This window comes from Gallibacterium trehalosifermentans (assembly GCF_042433055.1).
GTDB classification, from domain to species: domain Bacteria; phylum Pseudomonadota; class Gammaproteobacteria; order Enterobacterales; family Pasteurellaceae; genus Gallibacterium; species Gallibacterium trehalosifermentans.
This window is the reverse complement of sequence record NZ_JBHLWB010000001.1, coordinates 42,744-60,284: the sequence shown is the minus strand read 5'-3', so window position 1 is coordinate 60,284 and position 17,541 is coordinate 42,744. Positions and strand designations below refer to the sequence as shown.

Sequence of the window (17,541 nt, the reverse complement as noted above, 5' to 3'; positions counted from 1 at the left end):
AGTAAATAAATTTGCTAGCATAACGCTCGACAAATCAGTAGAATGCGTGATTTTTATATCATCACTACATTAAGCATTCTCTCGCCATAATGTGTAACAACGAGGCAATTTATTATGTCAACGACTGAAAAAACCAATTTACTCAATTTAACACGTCAAGAAATGCGTGATTTTTTAGCTACTTTAGGCGAAAAACCTTTTCGTGCAGATCAAATTATGAAATGGATCTATCACTATGGTGAAGATAATTTCGACAATATGACGAATATTAACAAGGTGTTACGAGAAAAATTAAAACAAGCAGCAGAAATTAAAGCACCTGAAGTTGCAGTCGAACAACGCTCCAGTGATGGTACTATTAAATGGGCAATGCAGGTTGGCGATCAACAAATTGAGAGTGTTTATATTCCTGAAGCTGATCGTGCGACACTTTGTGTTTCTTCACAAGTGGGCTGTGCCTTAGCTTGTACATTCTGCTCCACTGCACAACAAGGCTTTAATCGCAATTTAACGGTTTCTGAAATTATCGGGCAAGTATGGCGCGCCTCAAAAGTATTAGGCGCTTTTGGAAAAACTAAAATCCGTCCAATTACTAATGTTGTAATGATGGGAATGGGCGAGCCACTCTTGAATGTAAGTAATGTCGTTCCTGCGATGGAAATTATGCTCGATGATTTTGGTTATGGTTTGTCCAAACGTCGCGTTACCCTTTCTACTTCAGGGGTTGTGCCTGCATTAGATAAATTAGGGGAGATGATTGATGTTGCATTAGCAATTTCATTACACGCCCCAAATGATGAACTGCGAGATGAAATTGTACCATTAAATAAAAAATATAATATTGCAATGTTGATGGATTCCGTTAACCGTTATCTCAAAATTTCTAATGCCAACCATGGTAAGGTAACGATTGAATACGTAATGCTAGATCATGTGAATGATGAAATTGAACATGCTCATCAACTAGCCAACGTATTAAAAAATACACCTTGTAAAATCAATTTAATTCCATGGAATCCATTCCCTGAAGCACCATACAACAAAAGTTCAAACTCACGTATTGACCGTTTCCAAAAAACATTAATGGAATATGGCTTTACCGTGATTGTGCGCAAAACGCGTGGTGATGATATTGATGCTGCTTGTGGTCAGCTAGCGGGTGATGTTATTGATAGAACCAAACGTACTGCACAAAAACGAGCTTTTGGTCAGACTATTGCAATTAATCAATCGTAAAAATTAACTAAGTGAGGAGAATATGACAAAAATTTTAACTCTTTTTAAGCCTATTTTGCTATTTTTCTCACTTTTTTCTCTATTTGCTTGTAGTCATTCTCAGCAAAATAGTGCTCTGCCAACAGGCAATCAAGCTGCCGCTAAAACCCGAGTTGAATTAGGATTGGCGTATTTGGCACAAGGTAATGTAGCTTTAGCAAAAGCAAATCTAGATAAAGCATTGCAACACACGCCAAACGATTATTTACCTTATCTTGGCTTAGCTTATTTCTATCAACATACCGCGCAAAACCAACAAGCAGAACATCATTATCAGAAAGCATTACAACTGGTACCAGATAATGGCGATGTCTTAAATAATTATGCAACGTATTTATGTAACCAACGCCAATTTACCCAAGCATTCCAACTATTCGATAAAGCGCTGACTAGCAAAGCTTATTATCACTTCGCCGATACCTATGAAAATATTGCAATTTGTGCCTATTTAGCCAACAATCAGCAAAAATTTACTGTTGCATTGGCACAATTACAAAAATATGCACCAGAAAAAGCCGAAATATTACAACAACGTATCAAAAAATAATAAGAATTATGGTTGAATGATAGCAACTTATTTCATTCCTCTTCGCCATTCCTGTATAATGGACAAATTCTGAATTCTTCACTGATAGCTCGTCATCAAATCAGTGAGTCATTATTATTTTTTTCAACCACGATTAATTTTATTATGGATCAAGAACAATTCTCTAATAGCGTAAATTTAGGACAACAATTACGCAGTGCCCGAGAAAAACTCGGACTTACCATTGAAGACGTTGCAACAAAGACAAATCTAAAAATCGCTGTTTTAACTCAGTTTGAAAATAACGAATTTACAATTTCACATATTCCAGCCACATTTGTACGTGGTTACTTGCGTAGTTATTTAAAATTTCTCAAGTTACCCGCAGAGCTTATCCAAACTCAAGCGGCTTTTGGCGAAGAAGTAAAAAATGATTTAAATAAAAATCATCGTACTAAAAACTCTGTTAATCGCTATGTATCACATCACCATTGGTTACGCCCGCTTAGCTGGATTGTCGTTATTGTGATTATTGGCATGACAGTATTATGGTGGTGGCAAGATCATCAACGTTCAGCAAATGAAAGAGAATCATTTGTTGAAGAACATACGACAACAGAGAACGTATCTACATCTAATAACCTCCCTGAACAAGTGCAGCTATCCCAAATTGAAGCTGATAGTACAAATAATAGTATAGAACAACAAAACAATGTAGAAGCAGAACAAATTACAAGTGATAATTTTACGACGACTTCAATAACTGAAAATAAGGGTAGTGATAACAATATCTCTTATCCAAATACTTCAACCGAAGCACTTACTACGGAAATGAATAAAATTGATAGCGCAACAGCAGCAAATCTCACAACTAAAAATAGTACAGTTGCACCGACAGCAGATGTTATCCTAAACAATTTAAAAATTGAAATTACAGGCGAAAATTGCTGGTTAAGTGTAAAAGACAAAAATCGTAAAACCTTAGCTGAACGTGAATATCGTCAAGGTGAAATCCTTGATTTAACAGGTGAACCTCCTTATTCATTAATTATCGGCGCGCCACAAAATGTAAAAATTATTTATCAAGGGCAAGACGTTCCACTAAAAATTGATGGTCGTGTTGCAAAATTAACTTTACCTGCACAACAAAATTAATTTCTCTAAATAAAGAAAATAGCTATGTTAAAACAATCTCCAATTCAACGTAGAAAATCTACTCGTATTTATGTTGGTAATGTACCTATTGGTGATGGTGCACCGATTGCTGTTCAATCAATGACAAACACTCGTACTACAGATGTCGAAGCCACTGTGGCACAAATTAAAGCATTAGAACGAGTAGGTGCAGATATTGTCCGTGTATCTGTACCAACCATGGACGCTGCCGAAGGCTTTAAATTGATTAAACAACAAGTAAATATTCCGTTGGTGGCTGATATTCATTTTGATTATCGCATTGCACTCAAAGTCGCAGAATATGGCGTAGATTGCTTACGCATTAATCCTGGCAATATTGGGCGAGAAGATCGAATTCGTGCGGTAGTCGATTGTGCAAGAGATAAAAATATTCCTATTCGGATCGGTGTCAATGCAGGCTCACTAGAACGTGATTTACAAGAAAAATATGGTGAACCAACACCAGAAGCTCTACTAGAATCGGCACTCCGCCATGTGGATATTTTAGATCGTTTAAACTTTGATCAATTTAAAGTCAGTGTGAAAGCATCTGATGTTTTCTTAGCGGTTGAAGCTTACCGTTTATTGGCAAAACAAATTGAACAACCGCTACATCTTGGTATTACAGAAGCAGGTGGTGCAAGGGCTGGTTCAGTAAAAAGTGCCATCGGTTTAGGTATGTTGCTTGCTGAAGGGATTGGTGATACCTTACGCGTTTCATTAGCAGCCGATCCTGTGGAAGAGATTAAGGTTGGTTTTGATATTCTTAAATCTTTGCGGATTCGTTCTCGTGGAATTAATTTTATCGCTTGCCCAACTTGCTCACGTCAAGAATTTGATGTGATTGCAACAGTCAATGCGCTAGAACAACGTCTAGAAGATATCATTACACCAATGGACGTTTCCATTATTGGCTGCGTTGTAAATGGACCAGGAGAAGCATTAGTTTCTGATATTGGTGTAACGGGCGGTAATAAGAAAAGTGGTTTCTATATTTCAGGCGAACGGCAAAAAGAACGTTTCGATAACGATCAATTAATCGACCAATTAGAAGCGCAGATTCGTGCCAGAGTCAGTGCTTTAGATCCCAAAAATCAAATTAAAATAGAACAGATTTAATTAATAGGAATAAAACGTGGCAAAAACAATTCAAGCAATTCGAGGAATGAATGATTATCTCCCTAGCGATACACCGTTATGGCAATGGGTAGAAAGTAAAGTAAAACAGCGTTTAAGTAGTTATGGCTATGCTGAAATTCGTATGCCTATTGTGGAATCCACTCCCCTATTCGCACGTGCGATTGGTGAGGTAACCGATGTCGTTGAAAAAGAAATGTTTACTTTCAACGATCGTGATGAAGAGAGTTTAACGCTACGCCCAGAAGGAACAGCTGGTTGTGTACGAGCGGGTATTGAACACGGACTACTTTATAACCAAGAACAACGTTTATGGTATATCGGACCAATGTTCCGTTATGAACGTCCACAAAAAGGGCGTTATCGTCAATTCCATCAAGTTGGAGTAGAAGTTTTTGGTATCGCTAATCCATTAATTGATGCTGAACTCATTATTATGACGGCAAAACTGTGGCAAGATTTAGGTATTGCTGATCATGTACACCTCCAATTAAACTCTATTGGTTCTTTAGAAGCTCGCAAAAATTATCGTGCTGCTTTAGTTGAATACTTACAAGGACATTATGATGCGTTAGATGAAGATAGCAAACGTCGTTTAACCACAAATCCTTTACGCATCTTAGATAGCAAAGATGCGAGAGTACAAGAGGTGTTAAATGATGCACCGAAATTGCACGACTATTTAGATGATGATTCTCGCCAGCATTTCCAGACCCTTTGTGCTATTCTTGACCAATACGGTATCGCCTATGAAATCAATCAAAAATTAGTGCGTGGTTTAGATTACTACAATAAAACTGTTTTTGAATGGGTAACCACAGCATTAGGTGCACAAGGCACCATCTGTGGTGGTGGACGTTATGATGGATTAGTTGAACAACTCGGTGGTCATGCTACACCAGCAGTTGGGTTTGCGATGGGCTTAGAACGTTTAGTATTATTAATCCAAGAAGTTGTTGCGGATCTACCTGTTAATGCTAATGTCGATATTTACTTGGTACATCAAGGCGAAAATACCACATTACCTGCATTAACCATTGCTGATCAACTGCGCACTGCCTTTCCACACTGCAAAGTTTTACTCCATTGCAGTGGCGGTAATTTCAAAAAACAATTTAAACGAGCAGATAAATCAGGTGCAAAATTCGCTATTATTCTAGGTGAAGACGAAATTGCTCAACAACAAGTTGTTATTAAAGATCTTCTCAGTGGTGTAGAACAAGTTACTCTCCCTATGTCTGAATTGATCAATTATTTAACCCCATTTTACTCATCTCATTAAGGAGAACTATTGTGGCTTATACAACAAGTGATGAACAACTACAAATCGAAGAGGTTAAACAGTGGTGGAAAGAAAACGGTAAGGTAATTATTCTTGCCGTGATTCTTGCTATTGCTGGTGTATTTGGTTGGCGTTATTGGCAAAGTTATCAGCTCAATAAAATTCACCAATCTTCCGCAAACTTTAGCCAAATTTTAGCGACAGCACAAACAAACCCAACTGCAGATAATCCACAACTGACTCAATTTATCCAAGAAAACCCAAATAATACTTATGCAACTTTCTTATTATTGGATAAAGCGAAAAGTTTAGTCGATGCGAAACAATGGGAACAAGCGGCAACCGCATTAAATCAAGCTTTAGCCAATACCAAAGATGTAGCATTAGCTTCATTAATTTCCTTACGTCTTGCTAGTGTCCAAACTCAGTTAAAACAATTCGATAAGGCATTATCGACACTTAACAAAGTTTCTGAACAAGCATGGCAAGGACGTAAATCCATGTTAATGGGTGAAATTTATGTTGCTATGGGTAAAAAAGATGATGCCAAAAAAGCCTTTGAAACTGCACTTGCTACGGCTAATCCATTAGAAGCACAATGGCTACAAGTTCAGTTGAATAATTTGTAATTGATTGATCTATAAAAAAACCGCTAAACAGCGGTTTTTTTTATAAAGAAACTTCTTACTCTTTATATTTTACAAGCATATCTCTAGCAAGGGGCTAGAAACAGCAAACCCCACGCTGTGTAGAGTGGGGCTTAAAAAAGGAATTAGGATTATGCAACATTTTCAACTAATAATCCTGTTCATCTTACTAATGGCGATTAGTACAAACGCTTATTAGTAACTGAACTAAGTCCTAGCAACAGCAGCCACTGTTGCTAGGCAATTCCTAACTACTATAAATAATATCAGCATAAAAAGCAATAGGTTAACAACACAGAACACAGTAAAAACTACGCTCTAAAACTACAATAAAAAACGCTCGAAGAGGGCAAAGTTAAAGCGATTTCATTATGTCTTCGCTAATCTAGCTAACGAGTTTTACTCCCTTCCCTCAGAACTTGCTAACAATCGTCCAAATGGCATTAGAATACTTTGTGAAACTTATCATTTAAATAAATAAAATAAGAACTTCTGCACCATGATAGTAATTTTCTAAATCCACTTTTTTCACCTAAAATAATTTTCTACAAATTTAAGTTTCATTGATAGTCAAATTTTTATTATAAATTTTACTAGATTTTTATATCCCACATTCTAATTCTGCAATCTCAAAAATGGCAATAACAATAAGGCGATCACTGAAGCAGAACACGTAATAACAATAAAGAAGCCATTCCAATGGAAATATTGCATAATTAACGCTAATGGATAGCCTGCTAACGCTGCACCTAGATAAGCAAATAACCCCACAAAACCAGTTGCAGCACCCGCTGTTTTCTTATGTGAGCATTCTGCTGCAGCCATACCAATTAACATCTGTGGACCAAAGACAAAAAAGCCTATTGAAAAAAATACCGCGCATTGTAGGATAATTTTATCTTGCGACATCACCCATAAAGCTAAAATAGAACAGAAAATACCGATTGCAAATAACAATGCCATTGGTCCTCGATTACTGGAAAATAACCGATCAGATCCCCAACCAGCAACTAGCGAACCAACAAAGCCGCCTATTTCAAAAAGAGAAAGGATACTATTTGCTAATACAATATCGTAATGATATTTCTCTGTTAAATAGATATTACCCCAATCATTAATTGCTGTACGCACAACATAGACTAACGTATAACTTAATGCCAATAACCAAATATATTTATTAAAGAAAACATAGCGTTGCAAAATTCGTCGCCAAGTGAGATTTACTCCCTCTCTTTCTTGTGCCAATTCTAATTGGTCATGACGCCATCTCCCAACACTAGGCAATCCCATTGATTCTGGTGTATCCCGTAATCGCAAAAAAAGTAAAATACCAATTAAAATTGCGCTAATACCTGCGGTAACAAACCCATATCGCCAACTATAATGTAAAGTTAAATAGCCAATAATCAGTGGGATCAATGCACCACCTACATTATGTGCTGTATTCCAAACCGACCACCACAATCCCCGTTCCGTTCGTGAATACCAAGTAGTTAATAATTTTGAGCAAGCAGGCCAACCCCACCCCTGAAACCACGCATTCAAAACCCACAAACTTACAAACATAAATAACGAGTTTGATAAACCAAAAAAGATATTTGTTACACCTGTAAGAATTAAGCCTATTGACATAAAGTAGCGAGGATTAGATCGATCTGAGAATACGCCTGAAATAAACTTAGATACCCCATAAGTGATATAAAATAAGGTTGTCATTAGTCCAATATCACTTTTATCAATTCCTAAATCAGTAATTAATGCAGGAACAGCGTAATTAAAACTTTTTCGGGTGAAATAAAAACCTGCATAACCAATATACATCGCCAACATTAAATGAATACGCCAATAATGATATAGCTGATCTTGCTGATTATCTTTCACAAACATAATTAGACTCTTGGTAAAATAACCTTAATTGTTGTACCTTGCTGCTCAACATTTTGTTTTTGCATAACAGATGTAAGTATAAATTCTCCACCTAACATACTCACTCGTTCTTGCATACCTCGAATACCAAATCCTGTATCAGCAATAATACTTTTATCAAAACCAATACCATTATCTTGAATAATCAATGTAATATTTTCATTAATTATCATTTGAATTGATACTTGAGTCGCTTGAGAATATTTAACAATATTCGTTAAACTCTCTTGGCATAGTCGATAAAGGGTAATTTCCAACACATGGTCTAAGGTAATTTTTTCTTTATTTTGCCAATGAAACTTCACTGTAATACCATGACTTATAAAGTCTAGTTCAGTAAATAAATTTTGAATTGCTTGCTGTAAATCCAAATCATCTAATAAACGAGGGCGAATACGATTCAATAATCCTTTCATTGTGTCATAAATATTCAATGAAAGTTGTTCAATAATATTGGCTATTCTTTCTTGCGGTAGTGAATGACTAATCTTTTTTAAAATATTAGCTTGTGTACGAATTGCAGTAATATTTTGTCCAATTTCATCATGTAGTTCTCGAGAAATATCTTTCCGAATTGCCTCTTCTGCATTAATTAATTGTCGAGTTAAATATTTATTTTTTGCTAACTCAAGGGATAAACTGTAATTAAGATCACGTTGATGTTGAATACCTAATCCTAAAAAAACACCTGTTATCGTTTGAGCCGATAAAGTTAATAATAAATCCGTAATTTCCGCATTAGAAAAACTATGTGCGGTTCCCATTAATGCAATACTATTTAAAAGTGTACCTAATAGTGCTCCCTGCCAACCATATCGAAAAGCTAACAAGATAATTGGGATTGACAGATAAAATAAAGCAAAATGGTTAAAACTTTCTGGCAATGTAGTTTGGATTACAATATTAAGTATAAAGAGAAAAATATAAATAAAAATATGTTTACTTCTTAGAATTACTGGTTTGTTCACTAATGCCGCTGTTAATGGCAACCAGTGTGTTCCAAAGAGAAAACTACTAATGAGATAACAAGCTGGAATTAATAAAACTCCCGATGAAAAACTAATTAAAAAAGTAAAATAAAATGGTTCAGTAAAAAATAACAACCCATTAAGTCCACTTAATCCAATAATTAATCCTAATTGTAATAATAACCGCCTAAACTCACTACCCACATAATATTTCTGAAATACTATTAAAATGGGAAAACTTATTATACTCAACAGCACAATAATAAAATAATTATTCTCTGGATAAGCAAAGATTAGTAGGAATAGAACACTGTACTCTGCCAAATAAACGGCACTCCAATATCGCTGTACACTATGAATTAAAATACCGACTCGCAACGCAAATGGAAAAAATAAAAAAGCTATAAGAGAATTGCCAAGAAAATAATCTGAGATTACCCACATACAAAAGTAAGTACAGACAATTAAAAACCAGCTATAAATAAGCGTAAATAGCGTTTTCATTAAATTATATAACTTGTTGATTGAATAAATTGACCAGTTCTACATTATTTTTCACATTTAACTTACTCATTGCATTTGCTCGATGAACATGAACTGTTTTAAAACTCAACTTTAATTTTTCAGCAATTTCCTTAGCATCTAACCCTGATACTAATAATTCACAAATTTCACGTTCTCTTTTGGTCAGTTCAAGTATATTATGCGACCTTTTAGGTGCTATTAATTTCAATGTTAATTCTGGCATTAAATAAACTCCACCCGCATAAACCGTTCTCACTGCTTGAACTAATGCCTCTGGGCTACAACGCTTACTTAAATACCCTTTTGCGCCTAATTCTAATGCTTTTTTTACCATCACCTCTGAATCATTCACACTCAACATAATACAATGAATCTTACTAGGAATATCTTTTAAAAGCGCTAATCCACTTTCATCAGGCATGGAAATATCAATAATACAAATATGCGGTTTTAATCGCGGTAACCCTAAACGTGTTTCTTTGACCGAACCAAATTCACCAACAACGCGAATATCTGATTCAAGGGATAATAATTGCGCAAATCCAGAACGTACAATCACATGATCATCGACTAATACAATATCAATCATGCCCACTATCTCATTTAACTAAAAGGCGCATATTCTACACCAAGACAAAAAATATGCGGTAATTCATTTCACCGCATATTTCGAGTTTTATTATTTAATGTCTGTAATGATTGATAATTTTTTTAACTTCCTTATCTTTTTCTCTTCAGCTATCGCAACAAATGCCAGTAGTGCCATACACATCAATGCCGAGGTATTGAGCGCCGCGAATGTTCCAGACCAACCTGTTAAGCCAAAAATTGGTGTTCCATCTGCAATCATACCAATCCCCAATTTAGCAAAACTATCTCCAATTAAATATGCAAATGTCCCTTTTACACCATCTGCTACAGCAATCGCTTTCTTAGGTACAAAACCTACAGCAGCAACGCCAATTAATAATTGTGGACCAAACACTAAAAAACCTAATACAAATAATGCAGTAAGATACATATATTCATTGGTAGCAAATTGATAAAACTCTAAGGTAAAGACAATAAGGATCAAGGCAACACACGCTGTTAAACCACGGCGCCCATTGGCTAAATCAGAAAGATAACCCCACAAAAATGTTCCTACTAATGCGCCAACCTCAAATAAAGCAAACCCAGAAATGGCTGCGTCTTTTGAGAAACCTAGCTCTTGATAAGCATAGACTGGCGACCATTGGTCAATTCCAATCCGTACGATATACAAGAAAATATTGGCAAAACATAACAACCAAATAACTTTATTTTTGAGAATATATTGTACAAAAATTTGCCATTTAGAGAGTTGTTGTTCCTCTGCGGTTTTATCTTCTTCACTAATTTCTTCCCCAAAGAGTTCTTCTGCTTTACCTAAACCATAAGCCTCTGGTGAATCTGAACCATATCGCAAACCAACAAAACCAATAACCAAAGCGATAATTGATGGGAAGATAAACATTCCTACTACATGACCATTAAAAATCACATTTGCCCCAAATAGCGCAACGCCCGCAGCTGCAGCACCACCGACATTATGGGATAAATTCCAGAAACCTAAGAATGTGCCTCTTTTCTTACGCGGAGTCCATTTAGTGATAGTAGAATAACTAGACGATCCGCCTGTACTTTGGAAAAAACCACTTAAAGCATAAAATGCAATCATTAAAAAGAGTGCAACGCTACCACCACCCATACTTGCACTAAAGCCAAGCATACAAATAGCAGACAAAATCAACATAAACGGCACAAATTGTTTAGTATTTTTCCCATCAGCATAATAAGAGACAACCGTTTTTCCAATTCCGTAAGCAACTGAAAAACCTAAACCAATCATTCCTAATTCAGTTTTAGTTAAACCATAAGTTTCAATCATATCGTTTTGCGCAATATTAAAATTCTTACGAATCAAGTACATTGCCATATAGCCAATAAATACCACTAAATAAGATTGCATAAATGGTTTAAACCACATTTTACGTCTTTCTTCGACTGAAAGATCTAATACTGGTTTTCTAACTTCTTGCAAAAAACTAAGCATAAAAATTTCCCTAATATTTTAACTAAATAAGACTGGTTAATCTTAATCAAACAAAGAAGATATGCCTTGAGAAGATACTTTAGAAAAAATAGGAATTTTTCTTAGTTTTGTTATTTTTCATCTATTTTTGTGATGTAAATCACTTTTTTGCGAGCAAAATAAATCTAAATTTATTGGTGTAAAAAGCCCCCTAACATCAATAAAGCAAGGCTATATTTTTGTAAAGAAAAGGAAACTGCCATCATTTAGCTTATCAATTCACCAATTAAGCAATTTTTACGAAAAAGAAGTTGACGATATTTCGGAACGATATTATTATTCACGCCACGAAATGCGGAGCGGTAGTTCAGCTGGTTAGAATACCTGCCTGTCACGCAGGGGGTCGCGGGTTCGAGTCCCGTCCGTTCCGCCACTTCATAAAAAATATTCTCCTATTGCGGAGCGGTAGTTCAGCTGGTTAGAATACCTGCCTGTCACGCAGGGGGTCGCGGGTTCGAGTCCCGTCCGTTCCGCCAATTTATTTCACTTAATTTCTTCTAATATTTCATCAACTTATATTTTTGACTTTTTTAGAATTTGTTTAATAACTCATTTAACTTCAATTTCAATTTATTTTTGATAGTATCATCTAAACGAATACGATATGTTGGTGAGAAACAATTCCCATCTAGATCTAAATTTAAATGGTATTGTGTATATTCTCGTTTAGTAGGTTGAATTGCAAATTGCCAATCACATTGTGCAGTAGATGGATAAATTTTACCTCGTCCTAATAAACGGGCACCATGAAGTATAATTTCTGCTTGCTGTAAATGCCATTGTCGTGAATTGCCTTGTAATTGCCCTGCAATATGCTCAAACTCCGTATCTTGCATATCTTGCTCAAATCCTGCAATCGGAAATGGTAAAGCATTCCCCAACAAGCCTAATACATTAATCCCTTTAAATTTTCCTTTACTTACACTAGTAAAATTGAATTCAGCATCAGATAACGTATTCTGGAATTGTAATGCTCGCCCTTGCACATCAAGCCTTCCCTCAATCACAGGAGAATAGCCCAAGATTGTCGAAAAAAATATTGCGGGAACCCTTTCTCCTTGTAACGTCCATGCTGTTTTTTGCTCATCTATTTTTTGTTGTGTAATCTGTAACACTCCATCTGATAACCCAAATAAATAGGAAGTTTGATCTCCTCCTCGACGCAAAACAAATTCTGGCATTTGGAATTGATTAAAAATTACACGCTCCGCTTTAAGATTCAAAGTAGATTGTCTATGATCAATCGCTATTGAATCGACCGCTATATCAATATTTTGCCTTTGAGCTATTGCTTCTCGTAATTGCCCTTGTAATTTCAGTTGTTGTAATAAAAACGGCACATCTTCTCGCTGTTGTAACGAAAATTGCCCTTGTAGCATTGTGAATTGAGGTGTTTCAGCATGAATTAACGTGATGTTTTGTGTGTGCGTTAACTCCCCGTTGGTTTCTATAGTAAGTCTAACTTTATCTAAATAAGTCTGATCTAATTGTTTTATTTCGCCATTGATAATTTGTATCTGTTTAAGCCATTGATTATTTGATAACCAGCCAAGATAATTTAACTTAAAAATAATTTTGTCAGCGGATACTTGCCATTGTTCCCGTTGATAATTCACATTTTTAATTTGTACTGAAAGAGGGAAATAAGACACCACAAAATCTTGTGGTTGTAAATGAATTGCATAATCAGAAGATAAACGTTGAGTAATGTTTTGGGTAATTTTAATTACTTGATTTCGTATTATCCCCCCTGCAACGAGGATAACAAGAATAATACCAATTACCCACCATTTCTTCATTATCAATCCTCATTAATTTTACTTGCTACTGCGCCCTGCTGATTTTTATATTTTGCATCTAAACGGCTATTATATGGTCGTTTTGCTTCACCACTTAAAACTTCAAAACTTAATGCGCCAATTACCATTTTCGGGCGAAGTGCTAACGGTAACTTACCCGAGTTGTAAAACTCTAATACAATTCTGCCTTCCCAACCTGGATCAATTCGATGTGCCGTTACGTGCACCATTAACCCTAATCGCGCAAGTGAAGAACGCCCATCTAGCCAGCCAATAATATTGCTTGGTAATTTCACTGATTCATAAGTACTCGCTAATGCTAATACACCTGGGTGTAAAAAGAATGGTTCGCCATCTGCAATAATAATTTCTTCACTCATTACTTGATCAAGCTGTGCTGATACGGCTTCTTTCGGACCACTTAAATCGATATACGCCGCAGAATGATCACGAAATACACGAAAAGAATTACCTAAACGTACATCAACCGTTGCGCCATTAATTTTGCTGTTATCTGGACGTGGCGATAAAACAATTTTCCCTTCATCTAAATAACGTTCAATATCAACATCACATAATCTCATCAGTTCACCTTTACATTATTTTTTACGCAATAACTGTAAAATTTGTGCTTTTAAGATATTAATGGCTATTCGATTTTTACCACCGCGAGGCACAATAATATCTGCATACTGTTTTGAAGGCTCAATAAATTGGAAAAACATTGGACGTACTGTTTTACGATATTGTTCCACCACAGAATCCATCGTTCTGCCACGCTCCTCCATGTCTCGCTTTAAACGACGGATAAAACAAATATCCAATGGAGCGTCAACAAAAATTGAAACGTTCAGTTCATCACGAATACGTTCATCAGTTAATAATAAGATCCCTTCCAAAATGATCACTTTTTTGGGTTCAAAATGACGTGTATTTCCAGTACGAGTATGCTCAACATAACTATATTCTGGAATATCAACTGCTTTCCCCACTTTTAATGCTCGCAAATGTGCTAATAATAACTCACGATCCATTGAGTTTGGGTGGTCATAATTTGTTTTTGTCCGTGTTTCAAAATCTAAATGGCTTTGATCTTTATAATAAGAATCTTCAGAGATAATACCAATTTCTTCACAGCCCAACTCTTCACATAGTTCTTTATAAATCGTTGAAGCAATTAAACTTTTCCCTGAAGCTGAGGCACCAGCAATCCCAATAATAATTGATGGTTCTTCTGTTAATGGGTAATTGATTTGTGGCATAACGTCGTTTCGCTAATTAACTAGATAAAATTCTGCTTATTATAAAGAAGCTAACTAGTCATCACAACCGCCGAAAGAAGATAAATTTTCTTTTTTTTCAAGAATTTTGAGCTAAAAAGAGAAAGTGATAATAAGAAAATAACTACAAATAAATTCTAATGGCACGCCCTATTGGATTCGAACCAATGACCTACGGCTTAGAAGGCCGTTGCTCTATCCAGCTGAGCTAAGGGCGCATAGGAATGAGATATAATGAAGATAAAAAAATGGTCGGCGAGATAGGATTTGAACCTACGACCCACTGGTCCCAAACCAGTTGCGCTACCAAGCTGCGCTACTCGCCGACATATGTTGTGCATTATAATTTTTATTTCTTTTCCGTCAATCACTTTTTTAAATTTTGAAAATAACCGCTTAAAATTAATCCATACCCTTATCAAAGGGGCTTTTTTTTGAGAAAATCTCACAGTGATTTTACACAACAACATCATCTAATCTATATGGAGAAATCAATGCAAGCACAAACTCTCTCTGGTAGTGCCTTAGCCAAATCAATCAAAGCAGAACTTCAGGAAAAAATTCAAGCTATTGTAGAGCGAGGTCATCGTTCACCAGGACTTGCCGTGATCTTAGTTGGCGAAAATCCTGCTTCACAAATTTATGTCGAAAATAAGCGTAAAAGTTGTCTTGAAGTGGGAATTCAATCAAAATCATTTAATCTCCCTGAAACTATTTCAGAACAAGAGCTTTTATCATTAATAGATCAATTAAATCAAGATGATAGTATTGATGGTATTTTAGTACAATTACCTCTACCAAAACACATTAGTAGCGTAAAAGTCATTGAGCAAATTGCACCAGATAAAGATGTTGATGGCTTCCACCCATATAATGTAGGTCGTTTATGTCAACGTATTCCAACCTTGAGAGCTTGTACACCTTATGGGATTATGAAACTTCTCGAGACAACAGGTGTTGATTTACATGGGCAACACGCAGTTATCGTTGGTGCATCAAATATTGTAGGCAGACCTATGGCAATGGAGCTTTTATTAGCAGGTTGTACCGTTACAGTAACCCACCGCTTTACTCAAAATTTAGCCGAACTTGTTGGGCAAGCGGACATTTTAGTTGTTGCAGTAGGAAAACCTCATTTAATTCCAGGTGAATGGGTTAAACCTGGCTCAATCGTTATTGATGTAGGAATTAATCGTATTGATGGCAAAGTTGTTGGCGATATTGTATTTGAAACGGCACAACAACGAGCTTCCTACATTACACCTGTTCCAGGTGGCGTGGGACCAATGACTGTTGCAATGCTTATGGAAAATACGCTTCTTGCTTATCACCAACATTTAAGTATTACTGAAAAGTAACTTACCTGCGTTATAGTACTAATTATTTTACTCAAAAATATCTAGTTATTAGTAACTAGATATTTTTGTTTTATAATTTAGCTTTTAATTTAGTCAAAATCTTTTGATGAATTCCGCCAAAACTCCCATTACTCATCACTAAAATCTGATCTGTTGGTTTTGCTTCTTCCACAATTTTATCAACTAATAAATCAATATCAGCAGACCAAGATGCAGGTTGTACACACTGATTTGCTATTTCTACCACTTCCCATGGCAAATTATCTGGTTGTAATAAAAAAACATAATCCGCTCTGACCAGTGATGGTGCTAATTCTTTAGTATGTACGCCCATTTTCATCGTATTTGAACGAGGTTCTAACACAGCTAAAATACGTACGCCACCACCAACTTTATCTCGTAAAGCTGCTAATGTTGCTGCTATTTCAACGGGGTGATGTGCAAAATCATCGTAAACGGTTATCCCTTTTACTTCACCTTTAACTTCTAAACGGCGGTTAGCATTCACAAAGGTCGCTAGTGCTTTACAAGCACTTTCAATACTTACCCCCGCATGATAAGCCGCAGCGATTGCCATTAGCGCATTAAACATATTATGTTGACCAACAATATTCCATTTCACTTCGGCTACTTTTTGTTGGTTATGGAAGACTTCAAATTCAGTACAATCATTGCATAAGCGTTGAGCATACCATTCCTTATCTTTACCAATAAATTGTTGTTCGCTCCAGCACCCCATTGCTAATGTTTCCTTTACAGTTCCTTCATCTGCAAAAGCAAGAATACGACCTTTAGCTGGAATGGTTCTAATCATATGATGAAATTGACGCTGAATAGCAGTGAGATCATCAAAAATATCAGCATGATCAAATCCGATATTATTGATAATTAAAGTTTTTGGATTGTAATGAATAAATTTAGAACGCTTATCAAAGAACGCTGTATCGTATTCATCTGCTTCAATTACAAAAAAAGGTGATTTACCTAATCGAGCTGAAATACCAAAATTACCCGATATCCCTCCAATTAAAAATCCTGGTGCTAATCCTGCCTGTTCTAAAATCCATGTTAGCATTCCTGTTGTCGTTGTTTTACCATGCGTTCCTGATACAGCTAATACCCAACGATCGCGTAATAGATGATCATGCAACCATTGTGGACCAGACATATACGGTAAATTATTATCTAACACATATTCTACACAAGGATTACCTCGTTTCATTGCATTACCAATAATCACAAGATCGGGAGCTGGCTGCAACTGAGACACATCATAATTTGGAATAATATCAATACCACTCTTTTGCAAAAAAGTACTCATTGGTGGATAAACATTCACATCTGATCCTGTAACTTTATAGCCCATTTCACGAGCTAAAATAGCTAACCCTCCCATAAAGGTCCCACAAACCCCTAGAATATGAATATGTTTTTTACCTATTTTCATTACAACCTCATATTACTTATGATTTATTAATGTAAAATCTTTCTTTTCAAAAATTTATACTGTACCATCACATTTCCCTCTT

General features: G+C 35.9%; 15 protein-coding genes and 4 tRNA genes. 9 read left to right on the top strand and 10 right to left on the bottom strand.

Translation table 11 applies throughout. The features are described from left to right. The first annotated feature begins 114 nt into the window (after positions 1 to 114). From rlmN to ACFFHK_RS00285, 6 genes are read left to right on the top strand one after another with little or no spacing between them, the layout of a single operon-like run. Positions 115 to 1,236 carry a dual-specificity RNA methyltransferase RlmN gene (rlmN, locus tag ACFFHK_RS00310; protein WP_382367589.1) on the top strand — a complete coding sequence of 374 codons (1,122 nt, stop codon included), beginning with the start codon at positions 115 to 117 and terminating at the stop codon, positions 1,234 to 1,236. Positions 1,237 to 1,258: 22 nt separating this feature from the next. Continuing rightward, entirely contained in the window at positions 1,259 to 1,822 is a 564-nt protein-coding gene (gene pilW, locus ACFFHK_RS00305) for a type IV pilus biogenesis/stability protein PilW (protein ID WP_382367586.1), read from the top strand. A gap of 12 nt (positions 1,823 to 1,834) precedes the next feature. Next, entirely contained in the window at positions 1,835 to 2,956 is a 1,122-nt protein-coding gene (locus ACFFHK_RS00300) for a RodZ domain-containing protein (RefSeq protein ID WP_382367583.1), read from the top strand. 24 nt (positions 2,957 to 2,980) lie between these two features. Continuing rightward, positions 2,981 to 4,096 (top strand): flavodoxin-dependent (E)-4-hydroxy-3-methylbut-2-enyl-diphosphate synthase, encoded by a 1,116-nt coding sequence (gene ispG, locus ACFFHK_RS00295; RefSeq protein WP_382367580.1) that lies wholly within the window; start codon positions 2,981 to 2,983, stop codon positions 4,094 to 4,096. Positions 4,097 to 4,112: 16 nt separating this feature from the next. After that, a complete protein-coding gene (gene hisS / locus ACFFHK_RS00290; RefSeq protein WP_382367577.1) occupies positions 4,113 to 5,396 on the top strand; it encodes a histidine--tRNA ligase in 1,284 nt (427 codons plus the stop codon). An 11-nt stretch (positions 5,397 to 5,407) separates the two neighbouring features. Beyond that, the gene (locus ACFFHK_RS00285; RefSeq protein ID WP_382367574.1) at positions 5,408 to 6,025 is read left to right on the top strand and encodes a YfgM family protein; all 618 of its coding nucleotides are present in this window, start codon (positions 5,408 to 5,410) and stop codon (positions 6,023 to 6,025) included. Positions 6,026 to 6,658: 633 nt separating this feature from the next. Here the strand turns inward: ACFFHK_RS00285 and ACFFHK_RS00280 are convergent. From ACFFHK_RS00280 to uhpT, 4 genes are all read right to left on the bottom strand, one after another. After that, entirely contained in the window at positions 6,659 to 7,930 is a 1,272-nt protein-coding gene (locus tag ACFFHK_RS00280; RefSeq protein ID WP_382367571.1) for an MFS transporter, read from the bottom strand. Between the two features lie 2 nt (positions 7,931 to 7,932). Continuing rightward, positions 7,933 to 9,441, bottom strand: a complete 1,509-nt coding sequence (gene uhpB, locus ACFFHK_RS00275) for a signal transduction histidine-protein kinase/phosphatase UhpB (RefSeq protein WP_382367568.1) — start codon at positions 9,439 to 9,441, stop codon at positions 7,933 to 7,935. Positions 9,442 to 9,445: 4 nt separating this feature from the next. After that, positions 9,446 to 10,051: a response regulator gene (locus ACFFHK_RS00270; RefSeq protein ID WP_382367565.1), complete on the bottom strand. Its 606-nt coding sequence runs from the start codon at positions 10,049 to 10,051 to the stop codon at positions 9,446 to 9,448. Positions 10,052 to 10,141: 90 nt separating this feature from the next. Further along, a complete protein-coding gene (gene uhpT / locus ACFFHK_RS00265) occupies positions 10,142 to 11,536 on the bottom strand; it encodes a hexose-6-phosphate:phosphate antiporter UhpT (protein ID WP_382367562.1) in 1,395 nt (464 codons plus the stop codon). Between the two features lie 335 nt (positions 11,537 to 11,871). On the opposite strand from uhpT, the gene ACFFHK_RS00260 reads away from it, so the two are divergent. After that, a tRNA-Asp gene (locus ACFFHK_RS00260) sits at positions 11,872 to 11,948 on the top strand. 26 nt (positions 11,949 to 11,974) lie between these two features. Further along, a tRNA-Asp gene (locus tag ACFFHK_RS00255) sits at positions 11,975 to 12,051 on the top strand. Between the two features lie 54 nt (positions 12,052 to 12,105). Here ACFFHK_RS00255 and ACFFHK_RS00250 read toward each other — a convergent pair. The 5 genes from ACFFHK_RS00250 to ACFFHK_RS00230 form a co-directional block, all read right to left on the bottom strand. Further along, on the bottom strand, positions 12,106 to 13,374 hold the full coding sequence (locus ACFFHK_RS00250) for a hypothetical protein (protein ID WP_382367559.1): 1,269 nt from the start codon (positions 13,372 to 13,374) through the stop codon (positions 12,106 to 12,108). A 2-nt stretch (positions 13,375 to 13,376) separates the two neighbouring features. Further along, a complete protein-coding gene (gene dcd, locus ACFFHK_RS00245; protein WP_382367556.1) occupies positions 13,377 to 13,958 on the bottom strand; it encodes a dCTP deaminase in 582 nt (193 codons plus the stop codon). 15 nt (positions 13,959 to 13,973) lie between these two features. Further along, complete coding sequence (gene udk, locus ACFFHK_RS00240; protein WP_382367553.1) at positions 13,974 to 14,636, bottom strand: uridine kinase; 663 nt, start codon at positions 14,634 to 14,636, stop codon at positions 13,974 to 13,976. 159 nt (positions 14,637 to 14,795) lie between these two features. After that, positions 14,796 to 14,872, bottom strand: a tRNA-Arg gene (locus ACFFHK_RS00235). 31 nt (positions 14,873 to 14,903) lie between these two features. Then, positions 14,904 to 14,980, bottom strand: a tRNA-Pro gene (locus ACFFHK_RS00230). Positions 14,981 to 15,148: 168 nt separating this feature from the next. On the opposite strand from ACFFHK_RS00230, the gene folD reads away from it, so the two are divergent. Continuing rightward, positions 15,149 to 16,012: a bifunctional methylenetetrahydrofolate dehydrogenase/methenyltetrahydrofolate cyclohydrolase FolD gene (gene folD / locus ACFFHK_RS00225; protein WP_382367550.1), complete on the top strand. Its 864-nt coding sequence runs from the start codon at positions 15,149 to 15,151 to the stop codon at positions 16,010 to 16,012. Between the two features lie 70 nt (positions 16,013 to 16,082). Here folD and mpl read toward each other — a convergent pair whose 3' ends face one another. Then, positions 16,083 to 17,459, bottom strand: coding sequence for a UDP-N-acetylmuramate:L-alanyl-gamma-D-glutamyl-meso-diaminopimelate ligase (gene mpl, locus ACFFHK_RS00220; RefSeq protein WP_382367547.1), 1,377 nt, complete (start codon positions 17,457 to 17,459; stop codon positions 16,083 to 16,085). Between the last annotated feature and the right edge of the window lie 82 nt (positions 17,460 to 17,541).

What these genes read in the sequence shown, in the direction of transcription:
- rlmN (WP_382367589.1), top strand. Translation starts at nt 115, where the DNA reads ATGTCAACGACTGAAAAAACCAATTTACTCAATTTAACACGTCAAGAA.
- pilW (WP_382367586.1), top strand. Translation starts at nt 1,259, where the DNA reads ATGACAAAAATTTTAACTCTTTTTAAGCCTATTTTGCTATTTTTCTCA.
- ispG (WP_382367580.1), top strand. Translation starts at nt 2,981, where the DNA reads ATGTTAAAACAATCTCCAATTCAACGTAGAAAATCTACTCGTATTTAT.
- ACFFHK_RS00280 (WP_382367571.1), bottom strand. Translation starts at nt 7,930, where the DNA reads ATGTTTGTGAAAGATAATCAGCAAGATCAGCTATATCATTATTGGCGT.
- uhpB (WP_382367568.1), bottom strand. Translation starts at nt 9,441, where the DNA reads ATGAAAACGCTATTTACGCTTATTTATAGCTGGTTTTTAATTGTCTGT.
- ACFFHK_RS00270 (WP_382367565.1), bottom strand. Translation starts at nt 10,051, where the DNA reads ATGATTGATATTGTATTAGTCGATGATCATGTGATTGTACGTTCTGGA.
- uhpT (WP_382367562.1), bottom strand. Translation starts at nt 11,536, where the DNA reads ATGCTTAGTTTTTTGCAAGAAGTTAGAAAACCAGTATTAGATCTTTCA.
- ACFFHK_RS00250 (WP_382367559.1), bottom strand. Translation starts at nt 13,374, where the DNA reads ATGAAGAAATGGTGGGTAATTGGTATTATTCTTGTTATCCTCGTTGCA.
- dcd (WP_382367556.1), bottom strand. Translation starts at nt 13,958, where the DNA reads ATGAGATTATGTGATGTTGATATTGAACGTTATTTAGATGAAGGGAAA.
- udk (WP_382367553.1), bottom strand. Translation starts at nt 14,636, where the DNA reads ATGCCACAAATCAATTACCCATTAACAGAAGAACCATCAATTATTATT.
- folD (WP_382367550.1), top strand. Translation starts at nt 15,149, where the DNA reads ATGCAAGCACAAACTCTCTCTGGTAGTGCCTTAGCCAAATCAATCAAA.
- mpl (WP_382367547.1), bottom strand. Translation starts at nt 17,459, where the DNA reads ATGAAAATAGGTAAAAAACATATTCATATTCTAGGGGTTTGTGGGACC.